Source organism: Pseudarthrobacter enclensis, from assembly GCF_001457025.1.
GTDB classification, from domain to species: Bacteria; Actinomycetota; Actinomycetes; order Actinomycetales; family Micrococcaceae; genus Arthrobacter; species Arthrobacter enclensis.
Map to the genome: position 1 here is coordinate 34,466 of NZ_KQ758606.1, position 25,477 is coordinate 59,942.

Annotated in this window: 24 protein-coding genes; 19 read left to right on the plus strand and 5 right to left on the minus strand. The window is 68.9% G+C overall.

Going from position 1 to position 25,477, the window contains the following annotated elements; translation table 11 throughout:
* Positions 1–8: 8 nt before the first annotated feature.
* The 3 genes from AS031_RS16550 to AS031_RS16560 are packed head-to-tail and all read right to left on the minus strand — an operon-like array spanning position 9 to position 4,004.
* The gene (locus tag AS031_RS16550) at positions 9–1,235 is read right to left on the minus strand and encodes a pyridoxal phosphate-dependent aminotransferase (RefSeq protein WP_058269260.1); all 1,227 of its coding nucleotides are present in this window, start codon (positions 1,233–1,235) and stop codon (positions 9–11) included.
* A 37-nt stretch (positions 1,236–1,272) separates the two neighbouring features.
* Complete coding sequence (locus AS031_RS16555) at positions 1,273–2,967, minus strand: alpha-amylase family protein (RefSeq protein ID WP_058269261.1); 1,695 nt, start codon at positions 2,965–2,967, stop codon at positions 1,273–1,275.
* Positions 2,964–4,004 (minus strand): TIGR03885 family FMN-dependent LLM class oxidoreductase, encoded by a 1,041-nt coding sequence (locus AS031_RS16560; RefSeq protein ID WP_058269262.1) that lies wholly within the window; start codon positions 4,002–4,004, stop codon positions 2,964–2,966. Before AS031_RS16560 ends, AS031_RS16555 begins: the two co-directional genes overlap by 4 nt.
* A gap of 142 nt (positions 4,005–4,146) precedes the next feature.
* Between AS031_RS16560 and AS031_RS16565 the strand changes: the two genes are divergently transcribed.
* Both AS031_RS16565 and AS031_RS16570 read left to right on the plus strand, forming a co-directional pair.
* Positions 4,147–5,070: an AEC family transporter gene (locus AS031_RS16565; RefSeq protein WP_058269263.1), complete on the plus strand. Its 924-nt coding sequence runs from the start codon at positions 4,147–4,149 to the stop codon at positions 5,068–5,070.
* Positions 5,071–5,142: 72 nt separating this feature from the next.
* A complete protein-coding gene (locus AS031_RS16570) occupies positions 5,143–6,231 on the plus strand; it encodes an ATP-dependent DNA ligase (protein ID WP_058269264.1) in 1,089 nt (362 codons plus the stop codon).
* Positions 6,232–6,412: 181 nt separating this feature from the next.
* On the opposite strand, the gene AS031_RS16575 is transcribed toward AS031_RS16570, so the two are convergent.
* The gene (locus AS031_RS16575; RefSeq protein WP_058269265.1) at positions 6,413–7,732 is read right to left on the minus strand and encodes an MFS transporter; all 1,320 of its coding nucleotides are present in this window, start codon (positions 7,730–7,732) and stop codon (positions 6,413–6,415) included.
* A 351-nt stretch (positions 7,733–8,083) separates the two neighbouring features.
* Here AS031_RS16575 and AS031_RS16580 point away from each other — a divergent pair, with 351 nt between their 5' ends.
* The 16 genes from AS031_RS16580 (at position 8,084) to AS031_RS16655 (ending at position 23,386) form a co-directional block, all read left to right on the plus strand.
* A complete protein-coding gene (locus tag AS031_RS16580; RefSeq protein WP_058269266.1) occupies positions 8,084–8,824 on the plus strand; it encodes an IclR family transcriptional regulator in 741 nt (246 codons plus the stop codon).
* 119 nt (positions 8,825–8,943) lie between these two features.
* Entirely contained in the window at positions 8,944–9,825 is an 882-nt protein-coding gene (locus tag AS031_RS16585) for a shikimate dehydrogenase (protein WP_058269267.1), read from the plus strand.
* A complete protein-coding gene (locus AS031_RS16590) occupies positions 9,825–11,690 on the plus strand; it encodes a bifunctional sugar phosphate isomerase/epimerase/4-hydroxyphenylpyruvate dioxygenase family protein (protein WP_058269268.1) in 1,866 nt (621 codons plus the stop codon). The genes AS031_RS16585 and AS031_RS16590 overlap by 1 nt, the downstream gene beginning before the upstream one ends.
* A gap of 53 nt (positions 11,691–11,743) precedes the next feature.
* Positions 11,744–12,619 carry a protocatechuate 3,4-dioxygenase subunit beta gene (pcaH, locus tag AS031_RS16595; RefSeq protein ID WP_058269269.1) on the plus strand — a complete coding sequence of 292 codons (876 nt, stop codon included), beginning with the start codon at positions 11,744–11,746 and terminating at the stop codon, positions 12,617–12,619.
* 4 nt (positions 12,620–12,623) lie between these two features.
* The gene (pcaG, locus tag AS031_RS16600) at positions 12,624–13,196 is read left to right on the plus strand and encodes a protocatechuate 3,4-dioxygenase subunit alpha (protein ID WP_058269270.1); all 573 of its coding nucleotides are present in this window, start codon (positions 12,624–12,626) and stop codon (positions 13,194–13,196) included.
* A gap of 14 nt (positions 13,197–13,210) precedes the next feature.
* Positions 13,211–14,671 (plus strand): lyase family protein, encoded by a 1,461-nt coding sequence (locus tag AS031_RS16605; protein WP_058269388.1) that lies wholly within the window; start codon positions 13,211–13,213, stop codon positions 14,669–14,671.
* Positions 14,664–15,482 (plus strand): alpha/beta fold hydrolase, encoded by an 819-nt coding sequence (locus AS031_RS16610; protein WP_058269271.1) that lies wholly within the window; start codon positions 14,664–14,666, stop codon positions 15,480–15,482. The genes AS031_RS16605 and AS031_RS16610 overlap by 8 nt, the downstream gene beginning before the upstream one ends.
* The gene (gene pcaC / locus AS031_RS16615) at positions 15,479–15,919 is read left to right on the plus strand and encodes a 4-carboxymuconolactone decarboxylase (RefSeq protein ID WP_058269272.1); all 441 of its coding nucleotides are present in this window, start codon (positions 15,479–15,481) and stop codon (positions 15,917–15,919) included. Before AS031_RS16610 ends, pcaC begins: the two co-directional genes overlap by 4 nt.
* On the plus strand, positions 15,916–17,118 hold the full coding sequence (locus AS031_RS16620) for a thiolase family protein (RefSeq protein ID WP_058269273.1): 1,203 nt from the start codon (positions 15,916–15,918) through the stop codon (positions 17,116–17,118). The genes pcaC and AS031_RS16620 overlap by 4 nt, the downstream gene beginning before the upstream one ends.
* Before the next feature lie 3 nt (positions 17,119–17,121).
* A complete protein-coding gene (locus tag AS031_RS16625; RefSeq protein ID WP_058269274.1) occupies positions 17,122–17,817 on the plus strand; it encodes a 3-oxoacid CoA-transferase subunit A in 696 nt (231 codons plus the stop codon).
* Position 17,818: 1 nt separating this feature from the next.
* The gene (locus AS031_RS16630; protein ID WP_058269275.1) at positions 17,819–18,508 is read left to right on the plus strand and encodes a 3-oxoacid CoA-transferase subunit B; all 690 of its coding nucleotides are present in this window, start codon (positions 17,819–17,821) and stop codon (positions 18,506–18,508) included.
* Between the two features lie 11 nt (positions 18,509–18,519).
* On the plus strand, positions 18,520–19,329 hold the full coding sequence (locus AS031_RS16635) for an IclR family transcriptional regulator domain-containing protein (RefSeq protein WP_058269276.1): 810 nt from the start codon (positions 18,520–18,522) through the stop codon (positions 19,327–19,329).
* A 195-nt stretch (positions 19,330–19,524) separates the two neighbouring features.
* Complete coding sequence (locus AS031_RS16640) at positions 19,525–20,694, plus strand: Re/Si-specific NAD(P)(+) transhydrogenase subunit alpha (protein ID WP_058269277.1); 1,170 nt, start codon at positions 19,525–19,527, stop codon at positions 20,692–20,694.
* Complete coding sequence (locus AS031_RS16645) at positions 20,694–21,014, plus strand: NAD(P) transhydrogenase subunit alpha part 2 (protein WP_058269278.1); 321 nt, start codon at positions 20,694–20,696, stop codon at positions 21,012–21,014. Before AS031_RS16640 ends, AS031_RS16645 begins: the two co-directional genes overlap by 1 nt.
* Positions 21,011–22,384, plus strand: a complete 1,374-nt coding sequence (locus AS031_RS16650) for an NAD(P)(+) transhydrogenase (Re/Si-specific) subunit beta (protein ID WP_058269279.1) — start codon at positions 21,011–21,013, stop codon at positions 22,382–22,384. Before AS031_RS16645 ends, AS031_RS16650 begins: the two co-directional genes overlap by 4 nt.
* Positions 22,385–22,465: 81 nt before the next feature.
* Entirely contained in the window at positions 22,466–23,386 is a 921-nt protein-coding gene (locus tag AS031_RS16655; protein WP_058269280.1) for a diacylglycerol/lipid kinase family protein, read from the plus strand.
* Between the two features lie 7 nt (positions 23,387–23,393).
* Here AS031_RS16655 and AS031_RS16660 read toward each other — a convergent pair whose 3' ends face one another.
* Complete coding sequence (locus AS031_RS16660) at positions 23,394–24,233, minus strand: amino acid-binding protein (RefSeq protein ID WP_058269389.1); 840 nt, start codon at positions 24,231–24,233, stop codon at positions 23,394–23,396.
* A 167-nt stretch (positions 24,234–24,400) separates the two neighbouring features.
* On the opposite strand from AS031_RS16660, the gene AS031_RS16665 reads away from it, so the two are divergent.
* The gene (locus AS031_RS16665) at positions 24,401–25,477 is read left to right on the plus strand and encodes an FUSC family protein (protein ID WP_058269390.1); all 1,077 of its coding nucleotides are present in this window, start codon (positions 24,401–24,403) and stop codon (positions 25,475–25,477) included.

The window sequence follows — 25,477 nt, forward strand, 5'->3', positions numbered from 1 at the left end:
CGCGGAGGCTACGCTGCCTCGCGGCTCCGGTATGTGGCCAGGAACGTGGCGATCCGGCGGACCGCTTCCTCGATGTCCAGCACGGACGGCAGGATCACGAACCTGAAGTGGTCAGGCGTGGGCCAGTTGAAGGCCGTGCCGTGCGAAACCAGGATTTTCTGGTCCCTGAGCAGGTCGATGACGAACTGCTCGTCGCTGGCAATCGGGTACAGGTCCGGATCCAGCCGCGGGAACAGGTACATGGCACCCGCTGCCGGGACACACGTGATGCCCGGGATGGCGGTCAGCAGCTTGTGGGCGAGGTCCCGCTGTTCACGCAGGCGTCCGCCCGGCGCCACCAGCGCCTCGATGCTCTGGTAGCCGCCCAGGCACGTCTGGATGGCGTGCTGCGCCGGGACGTTGGGGCACAGCCGCAGGGACGCGAGCAGTTCCAGCCCCTCCCGGTAGGCGGCGGTTGCCGCCAGTGGGCCGGTGACGGCCACCCAGCCCGCGCGGTAGCCCGGCATCCGGTACGCCTTGGACAGGCCGCTGAAGGTCAGGCAGCAGATGTCCTCGGCCACCGCAGCGGTGTGGATGTGGACGGCGTCCCCGTAGAGGACCTTTTCGTAGATTTCGTCGGAGAACAGGACCAGGTTGTGCTTCCGGGCCAGGTCGGCGAACTGCTCCAGGATGTGCCGGGGGTAGACGGCGCCGGTGGGGTTGTTCGGGTTGATGATCACAATGCCCTTGGTGCGGCCGGTGATCTTCGCTTCGACGTCGGCCATGTTGGGCCACCAGTTCTCCTCCTCGTCGCAGGCGTAGTGGACCGGAGTCCCGCCGGTGAGGGTGACGGCCGCCGTCCACAGCGGGTAGTCGGGTGCGGGGACCAGGATCTCGTCGCCGTTCTCCATGAAGGCTTGCAGGCACATGGAGATCAGCTCGCTGACCCCATTGCCCACGAAGATGTCCTCCACGCCGATGTTCATCAGCCCGCGGGTCTGGTAGTACTGCGAGATGGCGGTCCGGGCGGAGAAGATGCCCTTCGAATCGCTGTAGCCCTGGGCGCCGCGCAGGTGGTGGATCATGTCCACCACCACGGACTCGGGGGTTTCCAGCCCGAACGGGGCGGTGTCGCCCAGGTTCATCTTCAGGATCCGGTGCCCCTCCGCCTCCATGTTCTTGGCCGCCTGGAGGATGGGGCCGCGGAGTTCGTACCGGACGTTCTGCAGTTTGCTGGAGTGTTGCATGGCGCGCATGGTTGATTTTTTCACAAAGCACGACGGCGGCGCCCCGTCAGGGTGCCGGCCGGTCGCCCTTGCGGTGCACACGGAACCACCGGTAGCCGTACCGCCCCAGCTCAAGCGAGAAGCCGCCGTCGGAATCCAGGGCGACGTTGCCGCCGTCGAACAGGTCCAGCAGCACGGCGCCCCGGAACGCGTGAGCCGGGCCGTCGTCCGGTACTGCCTTTCCGCTGACCTTCACCGTGCCCTCGCCGAAGTTGTGCAGCAGCACCAGCGTCCCGCCGTCGGCACTGCACGTGTGCGCGAACACGGCAGGTTCCGGCTGGTCGATGACCGCAAACGATCCCCAGCCCAGCTCGGGCGCCTCCCGGTAGCGGGCAATCAGGGTGGCCATGAAGGTGAACAGCGACTCCGGGTCGCGCTTTCCCGCGGCCGCGTTGACGCGGTCCGGGCCGTATTCGCCGCGCACCAACGGCGCCACCAGGTCCGATGCCTTGGCGCTGGAGAAGCCGCCGTTCTTTTCGCTGTTCCACTGCATCGGGGTGCGGACGGCGGCTCGGCCCTTTTGCCGCAGGTCCTCGCCCATGCCGATCTCCTCGCCGTAGAAGAGCACCGGGGTGCCGGGCAGGGAGAAAATCAGCGAATACACCATCCGCAGCCGCTCCATGTCCCCGCCGAGCATCGGCGGCAGCCGGCGGCGCAGGCCCCGGCCGTAGATCTGCATGTTCTTCTCCGGCCCGAACGCGGCGAACACCTCCTGCCGCTCGCCGTCGCTGAGCTTGTCCAGTGTCAGCTCGTCATGGTTCCGCACGAACATGGCCCACTGGTTGTCCGGGTGGATCGCGGGCCGGCTCTTGAGCGTCTCGGCCAGCGCCCGCGCGTCCTGCCGGGCCAGCGACAAATAAATATGCTGCATCGACATGAAGTCGAACTGCATGTTCAGCTCGTTGCCGTCCGGCCCGCCGAAGTACTCCAGCTGCTCCTTGTACGGCAGGTTCACCTCGCCGAGCAGCACTGCGCTCCCGTTGCGCCTGCTCACGAAGCTCCGCAGCGCCGCGAGGTAGGCGTGCGGGTCGATGTTCGCCGCCTCGTCCTTCGGCTGCCCCCGCGTCTCGAGGAAGAACGGCACCGCATCAAGCCGGAACCCGTCCAGCCCCAGCTCCAGCCAGAGCCCCATCGCCTTCGCGATCTGGTCCCGGACCTTCGGATTGGTCACGTTCAGGTCCGGCTGGTGCTTGGCGAACATATGCAGGTACCACTCACCCGTTGCCTCGTCCTGGGTCCACAGCGAGTTCTCCTCCCCGGGGAACACCACCTCCGAGGACGTATCCGGCGGCGTGTCCTGCCGCCACACGTAGAAGTCACGGAACGGGTTGTCGGTGGACTTCCGTGCCTCCACGAACCACGGGTGCTGGTCAGAGGTGTGGTTCACCACGAAGTCCGCGATGACCCGCATGCCCCGGTCCTTCGCGGCGCGGATGAACTCCACCAGGTCCCCAAGGGTTCCCAGCCGTGAATCGACCCCGAAAAAATCCGTGACGTCGTAGCCATCGTCCCGGTCCGGGGTCGGGTAGAAGGGCATCAGCCAGATGCATGTCACACCCAGCGCTGCGAGGTAGTCCACGCGCTGGGTAAGGCCGGCGAAGTCGCCGGTGCCGTCGCCGTCGTCGTCAAAGAATGTCTCCACGTCCAGGCAGTAGATGACGGCGTTCTTCCACCACAGGTCGGACGTCTCGGCGATCCTCATGCTGGAGCGTCCGACGCCGGATTTGCGGCAGCGCGGACCAGCTGCGGTTCCGCGGGGGTTCCGGCAGCGGCGGTGCCGCGGGTGCGCAGCTGCGGCAGGACGTCCGCGGCGAACGCGTCGATGAAGGGCGCCTGCTCCTGTGCGACGAAGTGCAGGTACAGCTCGTCGAAGCCCAGCTCTGCGTATCCGCCGAGCCAGTCCACGTGCTGGCCAAGGCTGGCCGAGATATTCACCGACCTACGGACCTGCTCCTCGCGCACATGCTCGCCCACGCCGTCGAAATGCCCCGCTGTGGGCAGGTCCCAGGGGATGGGCGGCGCGAACGTATTGGTCCGCCACTGGTCCAGGGCAATGGCTGCGGCCTCTTCCTCGCTCCCGGCCCAGGACAGGTGCACCTGCAGGACGGCTTTGCCCTTGCCGCCGTTGTCCCGGTACGCGGCCAGCATCTCGCGGAGCTTCGGCGCCGGCTGGTTCACGGTGACCAGGCCGTCAGCCCAGGCGGCGGCGCGGCGGGCGGTGTCCACGCTGATGGCCGGCGCGATCAAGGGTGGCGGCGATTCCGGGACATCCCAGATCCGGGCCTGCTCCACGGTCACCAGGCCCCGGTGGGTGACCTCCTCGCCGCGGTGCAGGCGCCGGATGACGTCCACGCACTCCTCCAGCCGGCGCTGCCGGATGTCCTTCGGCGGCCAGGCGTCGCCGGTGACGTGCTCGTTCATGTTTTCCCCGCTGCCGGGCGCGAACCAGAACCTGCCGGGGAACATCGAGGCCAGCGTCGCGGACGCGTGCGCGATGATGGCGGGGTGGTACCGCTGGCCGGGTGCGGTCACCACCCCGAACCGCAGGCCGGTGGTGGCCAGCGCCGCGCCCAGCCAGGACCAGGCGAAACCGGAGTGGCCCTGCCGCGCGGACCAGGGTTCGATGTGGTCCGAGCACATCGCCGCGTCGAACCCGGCGCGCTCGGCGTGCTGGACATCCTGCAGCAGCCGGCCGGGACTGATCTGTTCATGCGAGGCGTGGAATCCTACGGTGACCATTGTTAATCCTTACCGTCCGCCTCCGGCCGTGTCGATAGCTGACCGCGGCATGCGGAGGAGCTACTTGACCTATAAGTTTGGTACTTGTAATACCGCACACGCTGCAGGGCGCAGCAGTGCGGGATGGAAAGGAAGTACCCCCATGGGCGGCGTGCTGGTCGGACTGGCGGTGATCGGCGTCGTGATTGCCGTGGGCTACGTGGCCGCGCGGTGCGGACTGGGCGATGAACACACGGTCTCCGCACTGACCAAAATTGCCTTCTTCATCACCAACCCGGTGCTTCTCTTTACCGTGGTGCTGAAATCCGACATCACGGTGGTGTTTTCCGCGTATGTGCCGCTGGCACTGCTGACCGCCTTGATAACCGCCCTGCTCTACGTCGGCGCCAGCCGGATCTGGTTCCGGCGGCCCCTTGCCGACACCGCCGTGGGTGCCATGGCCAGTTCCTACGTCAACGCCAACAACATCGGCATCCCCATCACCCTTTACGCGCTGGGCGATGCCACCCCCGTGGCCCCGGTGCTCCTGGTCCAACTGCTCCTGCTGGCACCGCTGGTCCTGACCGTCCTGGACCTGTCCGCCGCCGGCCGGTTCTCACCGCGGCTCCTGCTCACGCAGCCGTTCCGCAACCCGATGATCATCGCCACCCTCCTGGGTGCGGTCCTGGCGGCCTTCCACGTCAAACTCCCCGAGCCAGTCCTGGCTCCCCTGACGCTCCTGGGCGGGGCGGCCGTGCCGGTGGTGCTCCTGGCATTCGGAATGTCCCTTCGCGGCACCCGGATGCTCCGCAGCGGCGGGCACACCGCGGAGATCCTCACCGCCACCGCGCTGAAGTCCGCCGTCATGCCCGCTGTGGCCTTCGTCGTCGGCCGTTTCCTCTTCCACCTGGAGCCGCACATGCTCCTCGGCGTGGTGCTCATGGCCGCGCTCCCACCCGCGCAGAACGTCTTCCTCTTCGCCAGCAAATACGGGCGTGGCATGGCCGTGGCGCGGGAGACCATCCTGATTTCGACGGCCGCGGCCGCGCCGGTCCTGGTCCTGATCGTCTGGCTGCTGGCGGGGTAGGCCGGGCGGGGAGCGGCGCGCCGCGCACGGGAGGGGTACCGCGGGGACTGCCGGCCGGGCAAGAATGGGCACATGGACCTTCCAGTGATGCCGCCCGTCCCGCCCATGCTCGCCAAGGCCGTCAGCGGCATCGACGGCATCCCTCAAGGAAGCGACCTCAGCTACGAACCGAAATGGGACGGCTTCCGGTCCATCATTTTCCGCGACGGCGATGACCTGGAGATCGGCAGCCGCAACGAGAAGCTGATGACCCGCTACTTCCCCGAACTGGTGGCCGCGCTGAAGGAAAACCTTCCGGAGCGCTGCGTGGTGGACGGCGAGATCATCCTGATCGGTGCCTCCGGCGACCGTCTCGATTTCGACACCCTGCAGCAGCGCATCCATCCCGCCGCCAGCCGGGTGAAGCTCCTGTCCGAGCAGACCCCGGCCTCGTTCGTGGCCTTTGACCTGCTGGCCCTGGGCGATGACGATTACACCGGCAGGCCTTTCGCCGAACGCCGGGCGGCCCTGGAAAAGGCGCTCGCCGCCAGCAAGGCACCGGTCCACCTCACCGCCGCCACCACGGACAAGGACACGGCAGGCCAGTGGTTCGAGCAGTTTGAAGGTGCAGGGCTGGACGGCCTGGTGGCCAAGCGCCTGGACGGGACCTACGAGCCGGACAAGCGGACCATGTTCAAGATCAAGCACGAGCGCACCGCGGACTGCGTGGTGGCCGGCTACCGCCTGCATAAGAGCGGCCCGGACGTCATCGGGTCGCTGCTCCTGGGCCTTTACAAGGACGACGGCGGCCTGGCCAGCGTGGGCGTCATCGGCGCCTTCCCCATGAAGCGCCGGCAGGAACTGTTCCAGCAGCTGCAGCCGCTGGTGACCGATTTCGACAACCATCCCTGGGCCTGGGCCAAGCAGGAGGAAGGTGAACGGACGCCGCGCAACGCCGAGGGCAGCAGGTGGAGCGCCGGCAAGGACCTGTCCTTCGTGCCGCTCCGGCCCGAGCTGGTGGTGGAGGTCCGCTACGACCACATGGAGGGAGAGCGGTTCCGGCACACCGCCCAGTTCAACCGGTGGCGGCCGGACCGCGATCCGGAATCGTGCACCTATGCCCAGCTGGAGGAACCGGTGAACTTCGACCTCGCCTCGGTGCTGGAGACCGGCAAACCGTAACCCCGCAGAACCCGGGCCGGCAGCCAGGCACCCGGTTCCGGGCCGCCGTCGTGCGTTCCTGCCCGCTTACCCGCGCCCCCGCGCCCCCGGCGGCAGCAAAAAGCCCGCCACCTCCGGGCTTTGCAGGAGGTGGCGGGCTTTGTTCAATCGGTAACCGGGAGGGAGCGTACGCGCCGGGCGCCTACTTCAGGCCGAGCTGCTTGGTGGGAATCCTGTAGGACTCCTTCGCCGTCAGTGCCGAGATGGCGGCGATGGCGGCGATCACGGCAGTGAAGATGCTGATCTGGACCCAGCCGCCGGGCTTGATGCCACCCATGGCCGCCACGATGGCGGGGGCGAAGCCTGCCATCAGGAAGCCCAGCTGGGTGCCGATCGCCAGGCCGGAGAAGCGGACCTTGGTGCTGAACATTTCGGCGTAGAAGGACGGCCAGACGGCGTTGGCCGCGGCGTAGCCAAAGGAGAACATGCCGATCGCGGCCAGGAACATCAGGGGCACGCTGCCGGATTCCAGGCTCAGGAGGAACAGCGGCGTGAGCACCGCGCTGGCCACGGCGCCGTAGACGTACACGGGCTTGCGGCCAATCCGGTCCGCCAGCATGCCGAACAGCGGCTGCGTGCCCAGGGCCACCAGGTTGGCTCCCACCACGAGCCAGAGGGTGGTGGTCCCGTCAACACCGGCAACGGTCTTGGCGTAGCTGATGGCCAGCGTTCCGAACACGGTGGACACTGCGGCGATGAACGCGCAGCAGATGACGCGGAGGACGTCGCGCCAGTGGCCCTTGAGCAGGTCCGCGACGGGAAGCTTGGAGATCTGGGCGGACTTCTGGGCCTCTTCGAAGGCGGGCGGCTCGTGCAGGGTGCGGCGGATGAAGAACGCGACAACCACCACCACGGCGCTCAGCCAGAACGGAATGCGCCAGCCGATGCCGAACTTGATCTCATCCGGGAGGGCAAGGACGGGGATGAAGACCAGGGCCGCGAGGATCTGGCCGCCCTGGGTCCCGGTGAGGGTCCAGGAGGTGAAGAAGGAGCGGCGGTTGTCCGGGGCGTGCTCCAGGGTCATCGAGGAGGCACCGGCCTGTTCGCCGGCGGCCGAGAGGCCCTGGCAGAGCCGGGCCAGCACCAGCAGTGCCGGTGCCCACCAGCCCACGGTGTTGAAGTCCGGGAGGCAGCCGATGAGGAAGGTGGAGGCGCCCATCAGGACCAGGGTGAACATGAGCACCTTCCGGCGGCCCACCCGGTCGCCGAAGTGGCCCAGGATGATGGCGCCCACGGGCCGCGCCACGTAGGCGAAGCCGAAGGTGGCAAAGGACATGATGGCCGCGTTGGCGTCGGCGTTGGGGAAGAAGACCGTGGGGAAGATCAGGGCAGCCGCGGAACCGAAGATGAAGAAGTCGTAATACTCGACGGCGCTGCCCAGGAAGCTGGCGAGTGCCGCCTTCTTGGGTGTTCCGGCGTGCGTGGCAGTCCCCGCTCCGGCGGAAGGAAGTGTCTGGCTCATGGAGTTCCTTTGTGTGACGACATTGTCGCGATGGTTCAGGAGTCGCAGCCGCCGCGGCCTGGGTGCGGGCGGGGCGCGATGCGGCTGGAGTCCGTTGAAGACCCGAGCGAGTAGCCACATGGTGAGAGCTACTTGTGCGATACAGCAATGATGTCTGTGAGAGGCGTCACCTGTCAAGAAAATAATCATCATCTAGAAATAGCTCTCACATTGTGGCAATATCGAGGCATGAGTGTGAATCAAGCCACAATGACCGACGGTGTTCAGGATGGCCCGGCGGACTCAGGGGGCGCGCCCCCTTCCGGTCCGGGGGGCGCGGCGCCCTCGAAGAAAGGCGCAGAACGCACCGACATGGTGGGCAAGGCGCTGGGCCTGCTGGTGCTGCTGGGGGAGGAGCCCCGCGGTGCCAGCGCCGCTGAGATTTCCCGCAGGGCAGATCTTCCCTTCAGCACCACCTACCGGCTCCTCGGCTCCCTGGCCCGCGACGGCTTCGTTGACTACGAGCCGGACGGGCGGCGCTACCACCTGGGCCTGCGCATCTTCCAGCTGGGCCAGCGCGTCTCCAACCATCACGGTTTCGCCGGCGCGGCCATGCCCGTCCTGCGCCGCGTCACGGAGCAGACCGGCGAGGCCACCATCCTCAGCGTCCGGGACGGCCACCACCACCTGACGGTGAACAAGGTGGATGGCCCGCAGATGTTCCGGGTGACCAGCGACCCCGGCCACCTGGGCTCCCTGTCCGCCACCGCCGTCGGCAAGGCGCTGGTTGCCTTTGCCGAGGATGCCGAACGGGAAAAGCTCCTGGCGGAACTGCCGCTGGAGGGGCTCACCGAAAAATCCATCACCGACCGGGATGCGTTCCGCGCTGAGATCGAGCAGGTCCGCCGCCAGGGTTTTGCCGTGATGGATGAAGAGAACGAGATCGGCATGCGGGCCGTGGCCGTCCCGCTGCTCAACAGCCAGGGGCATGCGTTCGCGTCCCTGGCCACCGCCGTCCCGGTGTTCCGCATGGACCTGGAGGCGCTGAAGGCCCACGTGCCGCTGCTCCAGGACGCCGCGGCCGAGCTTGCTGCCCGCCTTCCGCAACGGTAGCCACTTCTCAGTGTTCGCTAGTCGAACAGTAGTGCGCAGAATGAACAATTGCTGTACTGTAATCCCTGTCACCGGACTGCCGCAGGCGGCACGGTGCCGTTACCAAAGGAGCTGCACGGATGAGCCAACGAACTGAGTCCTACCTGGTGGGACTGGTCGGAGATGGCGTGACGCCATCGCTCACCCCGCCCATGCACGAACGGGAGGGGGACGTGCAGGGGCTGCGCTACCTCTACCGCCCCATCGACCTCCTCGAACTGGGCCTGGCAGGGGACTCCGTGGGTGAAATCCTCCGCAGCGCCCGCGCTCTGGGCTTCAACGGCCTGAACATCACCCATCCCTGCAAGCAGCTGGTCCTGCAGCACCTGGATGAGGTCACCCCGGATGCGCGCCGCCTCGGCGCCGTCAACACGGTGGTCATCCGGGACGGCCGCTTCATCGGCCACAACACCGATTTCTCCGGCTTCGCCGCTGCCCTGGCCTCCGGCCTTCCCGGCGCGCGGCTGGACCGGGTGGTGCAGCTCGGTGCCGGGGGTGCCGGATCCGCCGTCGCCTACGCCCTGCTCAGCGCCGGTGTGAAGGAACTGGACCTGGTGGACATGGACCCCGAACGCGCTGCCGCGCGCGCCTCGGAGCTGGCCGGCTTCTTCCCGGACAGCATTGTCACGGCACGGACGACGGCGGAACTGCCGCAGCTCATGCGGCTGGCCGACGGCCTGGTGCACTGCACCCCCGTGGGCATGGCCGCCCATCCCGGCGTGCCCCTGGACCTGGACCTGTTGGAGTCCCGGCACTGGGTGGCGGACATCGTGTACCGGCCCATCGACACGGAGCTGGTCCGCGGCGCCCGCGCCAAGGGCTGCGACGTCCTGGACGGCGGCCGGATGGCGGTGGGCCAGGCCGCCGACGCGTTCCGGATCTTCACCGGCCTCGACGCCGACCCGGACCGGATGCGCTCGCACTTCCTGGAGCTCGTGGCCGCCGAGGGGGTGGCCGCCTGATGCGCACCGGAATCGCCACCGTCTGCCTCTCCGGCACATTAAAGGAAAAGATGCAGGCCTGCGCCATCGCGGGATTCGACGGCATCGAGATCTTCGAGCAGGACCTTGTCACCTCGCCGCTCAGCCCGGAGCAGGTGCGCGGCATGGCGGCAGACCTGGGCCTGGACCTGGACCTTTACCAGCCGTTCCGCGACTTCGACGGCGTCACCCCGGACCTGCTCAAGGCCAACCTCCGCCGGGCCGAGGCGAAGTTCGCGCTCATGTCCCGCCTGGGCATGGATACCATCCTGGTCTGCTCCAACGTCGCCACCGCCACCATCGACGACGACGGCCTCCGCGCCGAACAGCTGGCCCAGCTCGCAGGACTGGCCGGGGACCACGGCATCAACGTGGCGTACGAGGCACTGGCCTGGGGCAAGTACGTCAACGACTACGAGCACGCCTACCGCCTGGTGGAGATGGTGGACCACCCCAACCTGGGCACCTGCCTGGACTCCTTCCACATCCTGTCCCGCGACTGGGAAACATCCCACATCGAGGCGTTCAACCCGGAAAAGATCTTCTTCGTCCAGGTGGCCGACGCCCCCAAACTCAGCATGGACGTGCTGTCCTGGAGCCGCCACTACCGGGTCTTCCCCGGCGAGGGGCAGTTCGACCTCGCCAAATTCATGGGCCACGTGGTCCGCGCCGGCTACACCGGGCCCGTGTCGCTGGAGGTCTTCAACGACGTCTTCCGGCAGTCCGACGTGGAGCGCACCGCCGTCGACGCCATGCGCTCGCTGATCTGGCTGGAGGAGCAGAGCGCCCAGTGGCTGGCCGGGAACGCTCCGGAAGGCACCCCGGCCGCAGGCGGCGCACACCGCCGTCGTTATCCCATGGAGCTGGCCACGCTGCCCAAGGTGAACGAGCCCGCCGGGTTCAACTTCGCCGAGGTCAAGGCGGACGACACCGCTCAGCTGGAGAAGCTCCTCGGCCAGCTCGGCTTCGAATTCGAAGGCCGCCACCGCACAAAGGACGTCCAGCTGTGGACCATGGGCCAGGCCCGGGTGATCATCAACGAGCAGGCGGCCTCGCACACCGAACCGTCCATCGCCGCCCTGGGGTTCGACGTCGATTCCCCCGTGATTGCCTCCGCCCGGGCCCAGCAGCTCAAGGCCCCCGTGGTGGCCCGCAAAGTCCAGGCCGACGAGGAGGTCTTCCAGGGCATCTCCGCGCCGGACTCCACCGAGATCTTCCTCTGCCAGGGCAGCCCGGACGGAACCGCCGCGTGGACACACGAATTCGGGGAAGGCCTGGAGCATCACGGCGCCGGAACCAGCGCCGTGATCGACCACGTGAACCTGGCCCAGCCGTGGCAGCACTTCGACGAAGCGGTCCTCTTCTACACCAGTGCCCTGGCACTGGAACCGCAGCCCTTCGCCGAGGTCCCCAGCCCCAGCGGCCTGGTGCGCTCGCAGGTCATGGAAACCACCGACGGCGCCGTGCGGCTGGTGCTCAACCTCGCGCCCGTGCAGCAAGCCTCCGGGCACAAGACCTACCAGGAACACATCGCCTTCGCCGTGGATGACCTGGTGGCCACCGCCCGCGCCGCCCGGGACCGCGGCCTGGACTTCCTGCAGATTCCGGCCAACTACTACGAGGACCTGGACGCCCGGTTCGACCTCGAGCCCGGCTTCCTGGCCACGCTCAAGGAGCTGAACCTGCTCTATGACCGGGATGCCGACGGCGAATTCCTGCACTTCTACACGGCCACCGTGGGCAGCGTGTTCTTCGAAATGGTGGAACGCCGCGGCGGCTACAACGGCTACGGCGCACCCAACGCCCCGGTCCGCCACGCCGTCCAGTACGACTCACTGCACCCCTGACACAACCCACGCACCAGCCACCACCAGGCAAAACCACCAGAAAGGAGCCGGACGTGCCGGAAGAGACCAACGCCCAGCTTGAATCGGACGAGCTTGTCCCGCCCGCCGAGCCGAAGGCGGCCCACCTGCCGCTGGACAAGGCCATCGAAACGCAGGCCGATCTCAGCGCGGAGATCAATGCCATCGGCGACGCCTACCAGCGCGCGCTCAAGGACGGCGCGCAGCCGGAAATCCAGCCCCGCCTGGACTACCCGCCGTACCGCAGCAGCATCCTGCGCCACCCCACCAAGAGCCTGCACCACACGGACCCGGAAACCATCGAACTGTACTCCCCGGCGTTCGGGCACCAGGACGTGCACGCGCTGGAATCCGACCTGACCATCCAGCACAATGGTGAACCCCAGGGCGAGCGGATCATCGTCGCCGGCCGCGTCCTGGACGGCGACGGCCGCCCGGTGGCCGGTCAGCTCGTGGAAATCTGGCAGGCGAATGCTTCCGGCCGCTACATCCACAAGCGGGACCAGCACCCGGCGCCCATCGATCCCAACTTCACGGGCATCGGCCGCTGCATCACCGGCCCCGACGGGTCCTACCGGTTCACCACCATCAAGCCCGGAGCCTACCCCTGGAAGAACCACCTGAATGCCTGGCGTCCCGCGCACATCCACTTCTCCCTCTTCGGCTCCGAGTTCACCCAGCGCATCATCACCCAGATGTACTTCCCCGGCGACCGGCTCTTCCCGCTCGACCCGATTTACCAGACCATCGTGGACCAGGACGCCCGCGACCGGCTGGTGGCCAGCTATGACCACAGCCTCACCGAGCCCGAATGGGCCCTGGGCTACAACTGGGACATCGTCCTGACAGGGCCCAAGCGGACCTGGACCGAAAACGAGGCATACGGCGACGCCGGGGATGACGAGGAGTAGGAAAATGAGCACCCAACTGGTACCCACCCCCGCCCAGACGGTCGGCCCGTTCTACGGCTACGCCCTGCCGTTCGAGAAAGACAACGAGCTCCTCGCTCCCGGTTCACCGGGATCCATCCGCCTGCAGGGCACCGTTTACGACGGCGCCGGCCAGGCCATCCCGGACGCGATCCTGGAAATCTGGCAGCCCGACGCCGAGGGCAACATCGTCCAGCGCACCGGTTCCCTGGTCCGCGACGGCTACACCTTCACCGGCTGGGGCCGCGGCGCCGTGGGCAACTCCGGCGTCTACACCTTCACCACCGTCAACCCGGGGCCCACCAAGCCCGTTCCCGGAAAAGCAGCGGCCGCACCCTTCATTTCGGTGGCCATTTTCGCCCGCGGCCTGACCAACCGGCTGTTCACCCGCATCTACCTGCCGGAGGACACCGAAGCCCTGGCCAACGACCCCCTGCTCAGCTCGCTGGATCCTGAGCGCCGCAGCACCCTCATTGCCCGGCGCGACGCCGACGGAGGCCTGACCTTCGACATCCGCCTCCAGGGTGAGGGTGAGACCGTGTTCCTGGACTTCCAGTGACGCACGCCGCCGCCATGGGAGACCTGCGCGCCTTCGCGGAAGAAGCCGACGCCGGCCTGCTCAGTCCCGTCTCGGCGTCGCCCCTGGTGGCGGCGCTGACGGGGGACCGGGCAGTGCTGGCGGCGATCCTCGCCGTGGAAGCGGGCTGGGCTGCCGTGCTGGAGCACGCAGGCCTGGCACCCGCCGGGTCCGCCGCCGTCGTCGCCTCCGCAGCTGACGCGGGCCGCTACGACGTTGCGGACATCGCCCGGCGCTCCCAAGGCGGCGGCAACCCCGTCATCCCCCTGCTGGGCGACCTGCGCAGGAACGTCGCCGCCCTGGACACCGCCGGTGTGGGGGCAGGGAAGGCGGTGCACGCCTCCCTCACCAGCCAGGACGTCCTGGATACCGCCCTGATGCTGGTGGCCCGCAACACGGTCAGCGCGGTGCTGGCGGACCTGAAGGCCATCACGGCGGCGCTGGCCGCCCTGGCGGAGCAGCACGCGGACACGCTGTGCGTGGGCAGGAGCCTGACGCAGCATTCGCTGCCCTTCACCTTTGGGCTGCGGTCGGCGCAGTGGTTCCACGGGGCTGCCGCCGCCGGAAGGCAACTCGAGGCCCTGGCGCTGCCGGTCCAGTTCGGCGGTGCCGCCGGGACCCTGGCCGCCGGAAGCGTGCTGACCAGCGGTTCGGCCGCTACGCCGTTCACCCTTGCCGACGCCCTGGCGAAACAGCTGGGGCTGGCCCCGGCACCCGCGCCGTGGCACACCAACCGGATCGCCGTCACGTCACTCGGCAACGCCCTGGCAGCCGTGCTGGACGCCTTCGGCAAGATCGCCGCGGACGTGCTGTTCCTCAGCCGCCCCGAGGTGGCCGAGCTCGCCGAACCCCGGGCCGCGGGCAGGGGAGTGTCTTCCGCGATGCCGCAGAAGCAGAACCCGGTGCTGTCCGTGCTGGTCCGCAGCGCCGCGCTGCAGGCCCCGGGCCTCGCCGCGCAGCTTCACCTCGCAGCCGCCACCTTCAACGACGAGCGGCCGGACGGTGCCTGGCACGCCGAATGGCCGGCCCTCCGGCAGCTGCTGGCGCTCGCCCTCGGCGCCGCCGGGCACGTCAGGGAGCTGGCCTGCGGGTTGCGGGTCTTCCCGGACGCCATGCGCCGCAACCTGGACCTTGCCGGGCCGCTGCTGCTGGCCGAAGGCGTCAACGCCGCGGTGGCGCCTCTGCTGGGGGAGAAAGACGGCCGCACGGGCAAGGAGCAGCTGCAGGACGTGGTGGACCGGACGCTCCAGGTTCCTCCTCCGGAGCAGCCCAGCACCTACCGCAGGCTCCTCCGCGAGGCCGTTCCCGCCGCCGTCGCCACCGATGAGCGGCTGAACGGGCTCCTGGACCCGGCCAACTACCTTGGCCAGGCTGGCGAGATCTCCCGCCGGATCCTCGCGGCCTACCCCGACTTTAATTCCCCGACCCCCGACCCGAAGGGAGCCTCCCGTGGCTAAACCGGCACTCAAAGCAGCACTGCTGTCCCCGCAGCGTCCCCTCGGCGGGCACCCCCTCCTGGTGGTGGGACCGTCCCTGGGCACCTCATCGATCCTGTGGAACCGGGCAGCGTCGGTGCTGGGCGCTGACTACGACGTCGTGGCCTGGGACCTCCCCGGCCACGGTGTTTCGCCTGCCGCCACCGAAGGCTTCGACGTGGCAGACCTCGCCGACGCCGTGGTGGACCTGATCGACTCCATCGCCCCGGGCAGCACTTTCCACTACGCCGGCGTGTCGCTGGGCGGCGCCGTGGGCCTGCAGCTGGGCATCAAGCACGGAGAACGGCTCAAAAGCCTCTCCGTGCAGAACAGCGGCGCCAGGATCGGCACCCCGGAGGCCTGGCTGGAGCGTGCGGAGACCGTCCGCACCCAGGGCACACCGGTGATGATCCAGGGCTCGGCCGAACGCTGGTTCGCCCCCGGGTTCATGGACAGCCAGCCCGAACTGAGCAGCCGCCTGCTGCACGCCCTGCGGGACGCCGACCGCTTCAGCTACGCCTTCTGCTGCGAGGCCCTGGCGGCCTTCGACGTCCGTGCCCAGCTGGGCAGCATCAGTGTTCCCACGCAGGTGGTCGCCGGGGCGCTCGACGGTGTGGCCACGCCCGCCATGGCGGAGGAAGTGGCCGCCGGGATCCGGGACGGCGGAGGCACCGCCACCGCCGTCACCATCGAGGGCATCGCCCACCTGGCACCCGCCGAGGCGCCCGGCCACGTGGCGGACCTGATGCGCAGCCTGGTCGGCTGGGCGGAGTCGCGGGAGGCGGCCCAGTGAGCGGCGCTGGACAGGACGGGGCGCAGCGCCACGGCGTGGTCCAGCCCGGCGCCACCAGCAGGGACATTTACGACGGCGGCATGGCCGTCCGGCGCGAAGTCCTCGGCGACACCCATGTGGACCGGGCGAACGCCAGCAAGGACGACTTCACCGACGATTTCCAGGACATGATCACCCGCATCGCCTGGGGCGGCATCTGGACCCGGCCGGGCCTGTCCCGCCAGATGCGCTCCGCGGTGACCATCACCGCCATGGTGGCGCACGGGCACTGGGAGGAGCTGGCCATGCACATCCGCGCCGCCCTCCGGAACGGCCTCAGCCGGGACGAGATCAAGGAAATCCTGCTGCAGACCGCCATCTACTGTGGCGTCCCGTCCGCCAACACCGCGTTCAAGACCGCCCAGCAAGTGTTTCGAGAAATGGACACCACCCCATGAACCAGGCTTTTGTGTACGACGCCGTGCGCACACCGTTCGGCAAGTTCGGCTCCGGCCTCGCCGCCGTCCGCCCGGATGACCTTGCCGCGCACGTGATCAGGGAGTCCGTGCGGCGCGCCCCCTCGCTTGATCCGGAGCGGATTGACGAGGTGGTGTTCGGCAACGCCAACGGCGCCGGCGAGGAAAACCGCAACGTCGCCCGGATGGGAACGCTGCTGGCCGGGCTGCCGGTCTCGATCCCCGGCACCACGGTGAACCGGCTCTGTGGCTCGTCCCTGGACGCCGCCATCATCGCGTCCCGGCAGGTCAACGCCGGCGACGCCGACCTGGTCCTGGTGGGCGGAGCCGAGTCGATGTCCCGGGCGCCGTGGGTGCTCCCCAAGACGGAGAAGCCCTACCCCGCAGGCGACCTGAACCTGGCCTCCACCACCCTGGGCTGGCGCCTGGTGAACAAGGCGATGCCGAAGGACTGGACCATTTCCCTGGGCGAGGCCACCGAGCGGCTCCGGGAGAAGTACGGCGTCACGCGGGAGGCGCAGGACGAGTTCGCAGCCGCCTCGCACAACCTGTCCGCCGCCGCGTGGGACGAGGGCTTCTACGACACCCTTGTCACCCCTGTCCCGGGCACCGACCTGGTCCGCGACGAAGGCATCCGTCCCGGCTCGTCGGCGGAGAAGCTCGCCGGACTGAAGACCGTGTTCCGGACCGGGGACGGCACCGTCACGGCGGGCAACGCGTCTCCATTGTCCGACGGCGCCTCCGCGGCCTGGGTGGGCAGTGAGGCTGCCGCCGGGCTGCTCGGGCTGGACCCGCTGGCCCGCATCGCCGGGCGCGGCGCCCACGCCAACGATCCGCAGTACTTCGGCTACGCCCCCGTCGAGGCCGCCAACAAGGCCCTCGCGAAGGCGGGCATCGGCTGGGACCAGGTGGGCGCCGTCGAACTTAACGAAGCGTTCGCCGCGCAGTCCCTGGCCTGCGTCAACGCCTGGGGCATCGACCCCTCGATCGTGAACCGGCACGGCGGAGCGATCGCCATGGGGCACCCGCTCGGCGCCTCCGGCACCCGAATCCTGGGGACCCTGGCCCGGTCCCTGCAGGCCTCCGGCGAACGCTGGGGCGTCGCAGCGATCTGCATCGGCGTCGGCCAGGGCCTGGCAGTGGTGCTGGAAAACGTGACTGCTTCAAACGGAAAGGCATAAGCCATGCTGAACTTTGTTGATTCGGTCCAGGAGGCCGTGGCCGGGATCAAGGACGGCTCCACCGTGATGATCGGCGGGTTCGGCAACGCCGGCCAGCCGTTCGAACTCATCGACGCGCTGCTCGAATGCGGTGCCACGGACCTGACGGTGGTGAACAACAACGCCGGCCAGGGCGACCAGGGCCTGGCCCTGCTGATCAAGGAAGGCCGGGTGAAGAAGATGATCTGCTCCTTCCCGCGGCAGTCCGATTCCTGGCACTTCGACGCCAAGTACAAGGCCGGCGAGATCGAACTCGAGCTGGTTCCGCAGGGCAACCTGGCAGAGCGGATCCGTGCCGCCGGGGCCGGGATCGGCGGGTTCTTCACCCCCACCGGCTACGGCACCACACTCGCCGAAGGCAAGGAAACCAGGTTCCTGAACGGCAAGTGGCAGGTCTTCGAAACCCCCATCCACGCCGACGTCGCCCTGATCAAGGCGCTCAAGGCCGACGGAAAGGGCAACCTGGTGTACCGCAAGACGGCCCGGAACTTCGGCCCCATCATGGCCGCCGCCGCGAAGCACACCATCGTCCAGGTATCCGGGATCGTCCCCACCGGCGGGCTCGACCCGGAAAACATCGTCACCCCGGGGATCTACGTCAACAGCATCGTCCAGGTTGCCGGCAGCGGTGCCGGTGCCACGAACGGAAAGGCGGCCTGAGATGAGCCTCACCGAAACCAGCATCAAGACATCAGAGACGCCGCTGGGCCGGGACGACCTCGCCCGGCTCGTGGCCAAGGACATCGCCCCCGGTTCCTTCGTGAACCTGGGCATCGGCCAGCCCACCCTGGTGTCCAACTACCTCACCGACGAACAAAACATCACCCTCCACACCGAGAACGGCATGCTGGGCATGGGCCCCGCCGCGGAGGGCGACGAGATCGACGGCGACCTCATCAACGCCGGCAAGATCCCCGTCACCGAGCTGCCCGGCGCCTCGTACTTCCACCACGCCGACTCGTTCGCGATCATGCGCGGCGGGCACCTGGACATCTGCGTCCTGGGGGCCTTCCAGGTCTCCGCCACCGGGGACCTGGCGAACTGGCACACCGGGGCACCCGGGGCGATTCCCGCCGTCGGCGGTGCCATGGACCTGGCCACCGGCGCCAAGGACGTGTTCGTGATGATGACCCTCCTGACCCGCGAGGGTGCGTCCAAGATCGTGGAATCCTGCACCTACCCGCTCACGGGCGTCGGCTGCGTCACCCGCGTCTACACCGACAAGGCCGTGTTCCTCACCGGTCCCGACGGCGTCACCGTCCGTGAAACCTTCGGCTGCACCCTTGAAGAACTCCAGGAACTGGTGCCCGTCCCGCTGAAGGCCGCGTCCGGCGTCGGAAGCGCCGCCTAGGATTGGTAACCATGACCGACGCCGTCCGCACGGACACCCAGCCCCCGCAGGCCAGCGACCAGTATGTCCAGTCGCTGGCACGCGGCCTGGCAGTGATCCGCGCCTTTGACGCGGACCGCCCGGTCATGACGCTCACCGAGGTTGCCGGGCAAACCGGGCTGACCCGGGCCACCGCACGCCGGTTCCTGCACACCCTGGTGGAGCTGGGCTACGTCCGCACCGACGGCAAGACGTTCGCCCTGACGGCGCAGGTGCTGCAGCTCGGCTACGCCTACCTTTCCGGGCTCTCCCTGCCGCAACTGGCCCAGCCGCACCTGGAGGAGCTGTCCCTCAAACTGGGCGAATCCACCTCCGCGGCCGTGCTGGACGGAACAGATATCGCCTACATCGCCAGGGTGACCACACGCCGGATCATGACCATCGGCATCACCGTGGGCACCCGTTTCCCGGCCTACGCCACCTCCATGGGCCGGGTCCTGCTGGCCCACCTCCCGGCACCCGCCCTGGAGGAGTACCTGGCCGCCGCCGACATTCGGCCCCTCACGCCGCGCGCCCTGGGAACGGTCCCGCAGCTGCTGGCCGAGCTGGAGGCTGTCCGCGCCCAGGGCTGGTGCCTGCTGGACCAGGAGCTGGAACTGGGCCTGATGTCCGTGGCCGCCCCGGTCTTCGACGGTCCCAAAGCCGTGGCGGCTGTCAACGTGTCCCTGCAGGCCCAGTCCGTGGCGGCGCAGCCGGATCCGAAGGCCTACCTGGCGTCAGTGGCGGAGGAAATCACCGCCACCGCCAAACTCATTTCAGCGGACCTGACCGCCCGCGGCTAGCCCAACCCAGCGCAGCACCGCACGGCACCGCACGCCGTTGCTGTGCTGGCGCGTCACGGCAAAGGTAACTGTTTGCCATCCAACCCCGCCGCGGCACTCCCGCCGCAGCAGCACGGGCCCTAGACTCAAGCCAACTGTGCGCAGCAGAGCGGCTGCCGCAAGGCTGCCGGTCGCGGCGGGAAGGGGAATCGGCGGATGAAAGTGGGTATTCCGCGGGAACGCCGGGACGGTGAACGGCGCGTTGCAGCCACCCCGGACACCGTGAAGCAGCTTACCGGGATGGGGTTGGAGGTCCTGGTGGAGGCGGCAGCGGGCGAACGTTCGGGGCACCCGGACCGCGACTACATGCAGGCGGGCGCCGCCGTCGTCCCCGCACTGGATGCTTCCGCCCTGGACGTCCTGCTGCACGTCCGGCCCCTCGACCCGCACGCCGCCGCCGCCCTGAGACGGGGGACCCTCACCGTGGGCCTGGCCTCGCCGTCGTCCGAACTGCCTGCCGTGGAGGCGCTCGCCGGCGCAGGCGTCACGTCCTTCGCCCTGGAACTGGTTCCCCGGATTTCCCGTGCCCAGTCCATGGACGCGCTCAGCTCCCAGGCCCTGGTGGCCGGCTACCGCTGCGTCCTGGAGGCTGCCATCCGGCTGCCCCGGTTCTTCCCGCTTTACATGACGGCGGCGGGCACCGTCCCGCCCGCCAGGGTCCTGGTCCTGGGCGCCGGCGTGGCGGGGCTGCAGGCCATCGGAACCGCCAAGCGGCTGGGCGCCCGGGTCTTCGCCAATGACATCCGTCCCGCCTCCGCGGACGAGGTCGCCTCGATGGGCGGCACGTTCATCCGCCTGGACCTTGAAACCGCGGAAGCGGCAGGCGGCTACGCCCGCCAGCTCAGTTCCGACGCCGGCACCCGGCAACGGCAGCTCCTGGCTCCGCATGTTGCGGAGTCGGATGTGCTGATCACGACGGCGGCTGTTCCCGGGCGCCCCGCACCCCTTTTGGTGACCCGCGGGATGGTGCAGGGCATGCGGGCCGGATCGGTCGTCGTCGACCTTGCCGCGGAGTCCGGCGGCAACGTCGAAGGCGTGGTCCCCGGCGAGGACACCGACGTCCCCACCGCCGACGGCACCGGCTACGTCACCCTGGTGGGCCTGAAGGACCCGGCATCCGCCATGGCCTTTGACGCCTCCCGCCTCTACGCCAAGAACGTGGCCAACCTCCTGGCGCTGATGGTCAAGGACGGCGCCCTGGACCTGGACTTCGGCGACGAGGTGGTGGCCGGCGCGTGCCTCACCCACGACGGTGAGGTGCGGCACCGCCCCACCGCGGAGCTGCTGGGGGCGCGGAGCACGGCACCGCAGGAAGGAACGCTCTGATGGACGGAATGAGCCTGCTGACCATCACGGTCCTGGCCGTCTTTGTGGGCTTCGAGGTGGTGTCCAAGGTCTCCAGCACGCTCCACACGCCGTTGATGTCCGGAGCCAACGCCATCCACGGCATCATCCTGGTGGGCGCCATCATCGTGGCCGGCCAGGCAACCGACCCCTGGGTCCTCACAGTGGCGCTCCTCGCCGTCGTCCTGGCCACCGCCAACTTGGTGGGCGGCTTCGTGGTGACGGACCGCATGCTGCACATGTTCCACGCCAGGAAGGACGCCGCGCGGCCCGCGGCCGGGGACAAGGCGGCGGGCAAATGAGCGTCCTGGACCCCGCCTGGACAGCGCTCCTGTACCTGGTGGCCGCCGTCTTCTTTATCCTGGCGCTGCGCGGCCTCAGCTCACCCCGCACAGCCCGCCGCGGCAACCTGGTGGGCGCGGCCGGCGCCGTGATCGCCGTCGTCACCGTGTTCCTGTCCGCGAGGCTGGAGAACATCCCCTGGATCCTGGCCGCCATCGCCGTGGGAGCCGCCGTGGCCGCCCCGGTAGCCCGGCGCGTGAAGATGACGCAGATGCCCCAATTGGTGGCGCTGTTCAACGGGGTGGGCGGCGGCGCCGCAGCGTTGGTGGCGCTGTTGGAACTGCCGCACGCGGACGGCCCCTGGGTGCGGCTGGCCATCGTCTTCACGCTCCTGGTGGGTGCCGTCTCCTTTGCCGGCTCGGGGGTGACGTTCGCCAAGCTGCAGGAGCTCATGACCACCCGGCCGGTGCTGTTCCCCGGCCTGCCCGTGGTGATGGCCGCGGTGCTGCTGGCCTCCGTGGCTGCTGCCGCCGCGGTCATGGTGACCGGGTCCACCGCGCTCGCGGTGCTGCTGCTGGTCCTGGGCCTGGCCGCCGGTGCGCTGCTTGTGCTGCCCGTGGGCGGCGCCGATGTTCCCATCGTGATTTCACTGCTGAACGTCTTCACCGGCCTGGCCGTGGCCGCGTCCGGCTTGGTGCTGGGCAACGTGCTCCTGGTGGTGGCCGGCACCCTGGTGGGCGCCTCCGGCACCATCCTGACCCGCGCCATGGCCGCCGCCATGGGCAGGAGCGTCGCCGGCATCATGTTCGGCGCCTTCCGGGGAAGTTCGACGGCGGGATCCACCGCCGTGAGCGAACGGCCGGTCCGCTCCTCCACGCCGGAGGACGTGGCGGTGCTCCTGCGGTACGCGCAGCGGGTCATCATCGTGCCCGGCTACGGGTTGGCGGTGGCGCAGGGCCAGCACACGGCGGCGGAGCTGGCCCAGGCCCTGGAAGCCCGCGGGATCGAGGTGGACTTTGCCATCCACCCGGTGGCCGGCCGGATGCCCGGGCACATGAACGTGCTCCTGGCCGAAGCCAACGTCCCGTACGAGTCACTCAAGGAAATGGTGGAAATCAACCCGGAGTTCAAGACCGCGGACGTGGCACTGGTGGTGGGCGCCAACGACGTGGTCAACCCGGCCGCCAAGACCACCGCGGGCTCGCCGATCTACGGCATGCCCATCCTGGAGGTCGCGGCGGCGCGGCAGGTGGTGTTCCTCAAACGGTCCATGCGCCCCGGCTTCGCGGGCATCGAAAACGACCTGCTGTACGAGCCGCAGACCTCCCTGCTGTTCGGCGACGCCAAGGATTCCCTGGCCCAGGTGCTGGGGGCCGTCAAATCCCTGTAGCCGGCGCTGGCGGGAACTCCCCGGCGGTCAGGCTACTCTTCTCTGAGAAGCTTGCTTTCCATTCCGCCACCTAAGGACGCCATGACTGCCAACAGCTCCACCTCACCCCGGCGCGCAGCCATCATTGTCAATCCCGCCAAGCCGGTGGACATCGACGTGCGCGGCCTGGTGGCCAAGCACTGCGTGGAAAACGGCTGGGGCGAGGCCATCTGGCTGGAAACCACCAAGGAGGATCCCGGCGTCGGGCAGGCCAAGGAAGCGCTGGCGCAGGGGGCCGACATTGTCATTGCCGCCGGCGGCGACGGCACCGTCCGCTGCGTGGCCGAGGTCCTCTCCGGCGGTGACGTTCCCATGGGCCTGCTGCCGCTGGGGACCGGGAACCTGCTGGCCCGCAACCTCGGGATGGACGTGACCGATTACGACGGTGCCATGGCCGGAGCCCTCACCGGTTCGGAGCGGAAGATCGACGTGGTCCGTGCCCGCCGCAGCGACCCGGACCAGGAGCAGCTGTTCCTGGTCATGGCCGGTGTGGGCTACGACGCCACCATCATGGCGGACACCAATGAGGACTTGAAGGACAAGGTGGGCTGGCTGGCCTACGTGGACGCCGGCATCCGGAACCTGCCCGGAAAGCCCGTCAAGGCCACCGTGGTCATCGACGGCGAGACGGTGGTGCACCGCGGCGTGCGCAGCGTGATGGTGGGCAACTGCGGCAAGGTCCAGGGCGGCCTGGAGATTTTCCCGGACGCCAAGGTGGATGACGGCCTGCTGGATATCGCGGTGCTCGCTCCGCACCACGGCAAACTGGGCTGGCTCTCCGTGCTCGCAGGCATCATTGGCAGGGGCAGGACCAAGGACACCGCCGTGGAGTACTTCCAGGGCAAGACCGTGGAAATCACCCTCGAACACAACGACAACTATCAGCTGGACGGGGACCACGAAGGCGAGGGCAAGCACGTCCTGATGACCATGGAGCCGGAGGCGCTCACGCTCCGGATGTAACCGGTACTTAGTTGGGGGTGGCAGGGGTGGTCTTGTGCGCCAGGACCTCCGCCAGCTCCGCCAGCCGGTGGGCCCGGGCAGACTCGGCAGGTGTGAAGGGTTCGCCCGGCCGGGCAAAGACGATGGGCCCGTGCCAGGCCGTGGGGATCTTGAGAACGGCGCCGCCGCCGGCCACCGCGGCGGAAACGTCCGACGGCGGCACTATCCGGGCGCGGAGCAGCTCCGCCACGGCGAGGGGCAGCTCGGTGGGGGCTTCGGCGATCCTGGCGGCGAGGCTCAGCGCTTTCGTCTGTCCGTCAGCCATGGCCAGCGCGGTGGTGGGCCAGGCGTGCGGAGCTGCCCCGCCGCCGTCGCGCAGTGCGTCCAGCAGCTCCCGTTCCCCCATGCTGCCGGGGGCGGACAGCACAAACTCGTCCAGCACGCCTCCGGGCACGGGATGGACGTGCAGGCCCAGGATGTTCACGCCGTTCCGGGCCAGCGAACCGGTCACCTTCTCCAGCGAGCCCGGCTCATCCCGGAGTACGGTCCGCGCCCGCCAGAGCGCGGGAGCGGCGTCGAGGGTGCGGCGGCGGTGCAGCGCCGGAGCGTGCAGCCAGCCGCGCAGCAGCCGGGCGGCTGAGGGTTCGGCCACCCAGATCACCAGCACCGTGGCGGTCAGCGTCAGGACCAGCACCTTGGCCACGTAGGGCAGGTGGGTTTCCACCACGAGGGCGTGCACCAGCAGTTCGATGGGCAGCATCACCGCCACGTTCGCCACGGTCAGGCGGGTCCTGGGCGGCTCGGGCATCATGCCGCAGACTTCGCAGCTCAGCTCGGCCGCAGGAGTGTTCCGGGATGCGCGCGTCATGAGCCCAGCATCGGTGCCTGCTGTTACTGCGGCATTGCCGGCCCATTCCATTCAAGGGAATTTAATGCGCGGCCGGGCGGGCCTCCGCCGTAGGATTTACCCGGAACGTCAGCGTGGCCGGCCGCCCTATCAGGACAACCGGTTACCGCAGGAAGGCGCTGCCCAACGTGAAGATGCTTGCTGAGATGTTCAGCATTGGCCCCGGCAACAAGGACCACCACCCCGCCCTGCGCTGCGCCGTCGGTGTCTTCGTTCCCCTCACCACTTTGGTCCTGCTGGGCCGCCTGGACGTGGCCATCTTCGCGTCGTTCGGTGCCTTCACAGGCATCTATGGCCGCGGCGAACCGCACGCCGCCCGCTTCGTGCTGCAGTTGCGCGCCGGGCTCCTGATGCTGCTGGTGATGTTTCTGGCCGCGCTCGCCGCACGGATGGATTCCGCTTTCGGCCTGGACGCGGCCACCCACACCTGGCTGCTGGTCCTGGCCACCACCCTCGTGGCCGGCGGGTGTTCCGTGGCGATCTCCTGGCTGCGCCTGAGGCCGGGCGGATCCCTGTTCCACATCTTCGCCTTCGCGGCCATCGCCTCCATCCCGCACCAGCCGCCGTTGTGGGAAGGGATGCTGGTGGCGGTCCTGACCACCGTGCTGTGCCTGCTGATCGGCTTTTCCTCCCGCGTACTTCCCAGCCACCGCACGCCCTGGACGTGGCCGCCGCGCATCCGGCGGACCGGGGCGGAGAAGCGTGCCGCCTGGCTTGAAGGGTTCGGCTACCTCGTTGCGGCCGCGCTGGCGGGATCACTGGCAACCTGGGCGGGCCAGCAGTTGGGGTTCGGCCACAACTACTGGGCGATGGTCGCGGCCGTGGTGCCCCTGGTGGGCCACACCACCCGCCACCGGGTGCGGCGCGGCGTCCAAAGGATTGTCGGCACGGTCCTGGGCCTGCTGCTGCTCGCAGCCGTCCTGCTGCTGGGCCTCCAGCCGTGGCAGACCGTGCTGGTCATGGCGCTGTGCCAGTTCGGCGCCGAGATGTTCATCATCCGGCAGTACCTGCTGGCCCAGGTCTTCGTCACCCCGCTGGCCCTGATCTCCACGCTCCTGGTGGTGCCGGCCTCACCCCGGATGCTGCTGCGGGACCGGATCATCGAGACCGTGATCGGCGCCGCCGTCGGCATCGCTGTGGTGCTGGCACCCGGTGTGTGGCGCCGCCTGCGGTCTGCGGCGGGCCAACGCACGACGGCGGCCTGA

Bases quoted from the DNA above. Each gene is read 5' to 3' on its own strand.
- AS031_RS16660 (WP_058269389.1), bottom strand. From the start codon at position 24,233: ATGACGCGCGCATCCCGGAACACTCCTGCGGCCGAGCTGAGCTGCGAA.
- AS031_RS16625 (WP_058269274.1), top strand. From the start codon at position 17,122: ATGCTGAACTTTGTTGATTCGGTCCAGGAGGCCGTGGCCGGGATCAAG.
- AS031_RS16645 (WP_058269278.1), top strand. From the start codon at position 20,694: ATGGACGGAATGAGCCTGCTGACCATCACGGTCCTGGCCGTCTTTGTG.
- AS031_RS16655 (WP_058269280.1), top strand. From the start codon at position 22,466: ATGACTGCCAACAGCTCCACCTCACCCCGGCGCGCAGCCATCATTGTC.
- pcaG (WP_058269270.1), top strand. From the start codon at position 12,624: ATGAGCACCCAACTGGTACCCACCCCCGCCCAGACGGTCGGCCCGTTC.
- AS031_RS16570 (WP_058269264.1), top strand. From the start codon at position 5,143: ATGGACCTTCCAGTGATGCCGCCCGTCCCGCCCATGCTCGCCAAGGCC.
- AS031_RS16635 (WP_058269276.1), top strand. From the start codon at position 18,520: ATGACCGACGCCGTCCGCACGGACACCCAGCCCCCGCAGGCCAGCGAC.
- AS031_RS16560 (WP_058269262.1), bottom strand. From the start codon at position 4,004: ATGGTCACCGTAGGATTCCACGCCTCGCATGAACAGATCAGTCCCGGC.
- AS031_RS16565 (WP_058269263.1), top strand. From the start codon at position 4,147: ATGGGCGGCGTGCTGGTCGGACTGGCGGTGATCGGCGTCGTGATTGCC.
- AS031_RS16620 (WP_058269273.1), top strand. From the start codon at position 15,916: ATGAACCAGGCTTTTGTGTACGACGCCGTGCGCACACCGTTCGGCAAG.
- AS031_RS16575 (WP_058269265.1), bottom strand. From the start codon at position 7,732: ATGAGCCAGACACTTCCTTCCGCCGGAGCGGGGACTGCCACGCACGCC.
- AS031_RS16630 (WP_058269275.1), top strand. From the start codon at position 17,819: ATGAGCCTCACCGAAACCAGCATCAAGACATCAGAGACGCCGCTGGGC.
- AS031_RS16650 (WP_058269279.1), top strand. From the start codon at position 21,011: ATGAGCGTCCTGGACCCCGCCTGGACAGCGCTCCTGTACCTGGTGGCC.
- AS031_RS16640 (WP_058269277.1), top strand. From the start codon at position 19,525: ATGAAAGTGGGTATTCCGCGGGAACGCCGGGACGGTGAACGGCGCGTT.
- AS031_RS16555 (WP_058269261.1), bottom strand. From the start codon at position 2,967: ATGAGGATCGCCGAGACGTCCGACCTGTGGTGGAAGAACGCCGTCATC.
- AS031_RS16585 (WP_058269267.1), top strand. From the start codon at position 8,944: ATGAGCCAACGAACTGAGTCCTACCTGGTGGGACTGGTCGGAGATGGC.
- AS031_RS16605 (WP_058269388.1), top strand. From the start codon at position 13,211: ATGGGAGACCTGCGCGCCTTCGCGGAAGAAGCCGACGCCGGCCTGCTC.
- AS031_RS16590 (WP_058269268.1), top strand. From the start codon at position 9,825: ATGCGCACCGGAATCGCCACCGTCTGCCTCTCCGGCACATTAAAGGAA.
- AS031_RS16550 (WP_058269260.1), bottom strand. From the start codon at position 1,235: ATGCGCGCCATGCAACACTCCAGCAAACTGCAGAACGTCCGGTACGAA.
- AS031_RS16580 (WP_058269266.1), top strand. From the start codon at position 8,084: ATGGTGGGCAAGGCGCTGGGCCTGCTGGTGCTGCTGGGGGAGGAGCCC.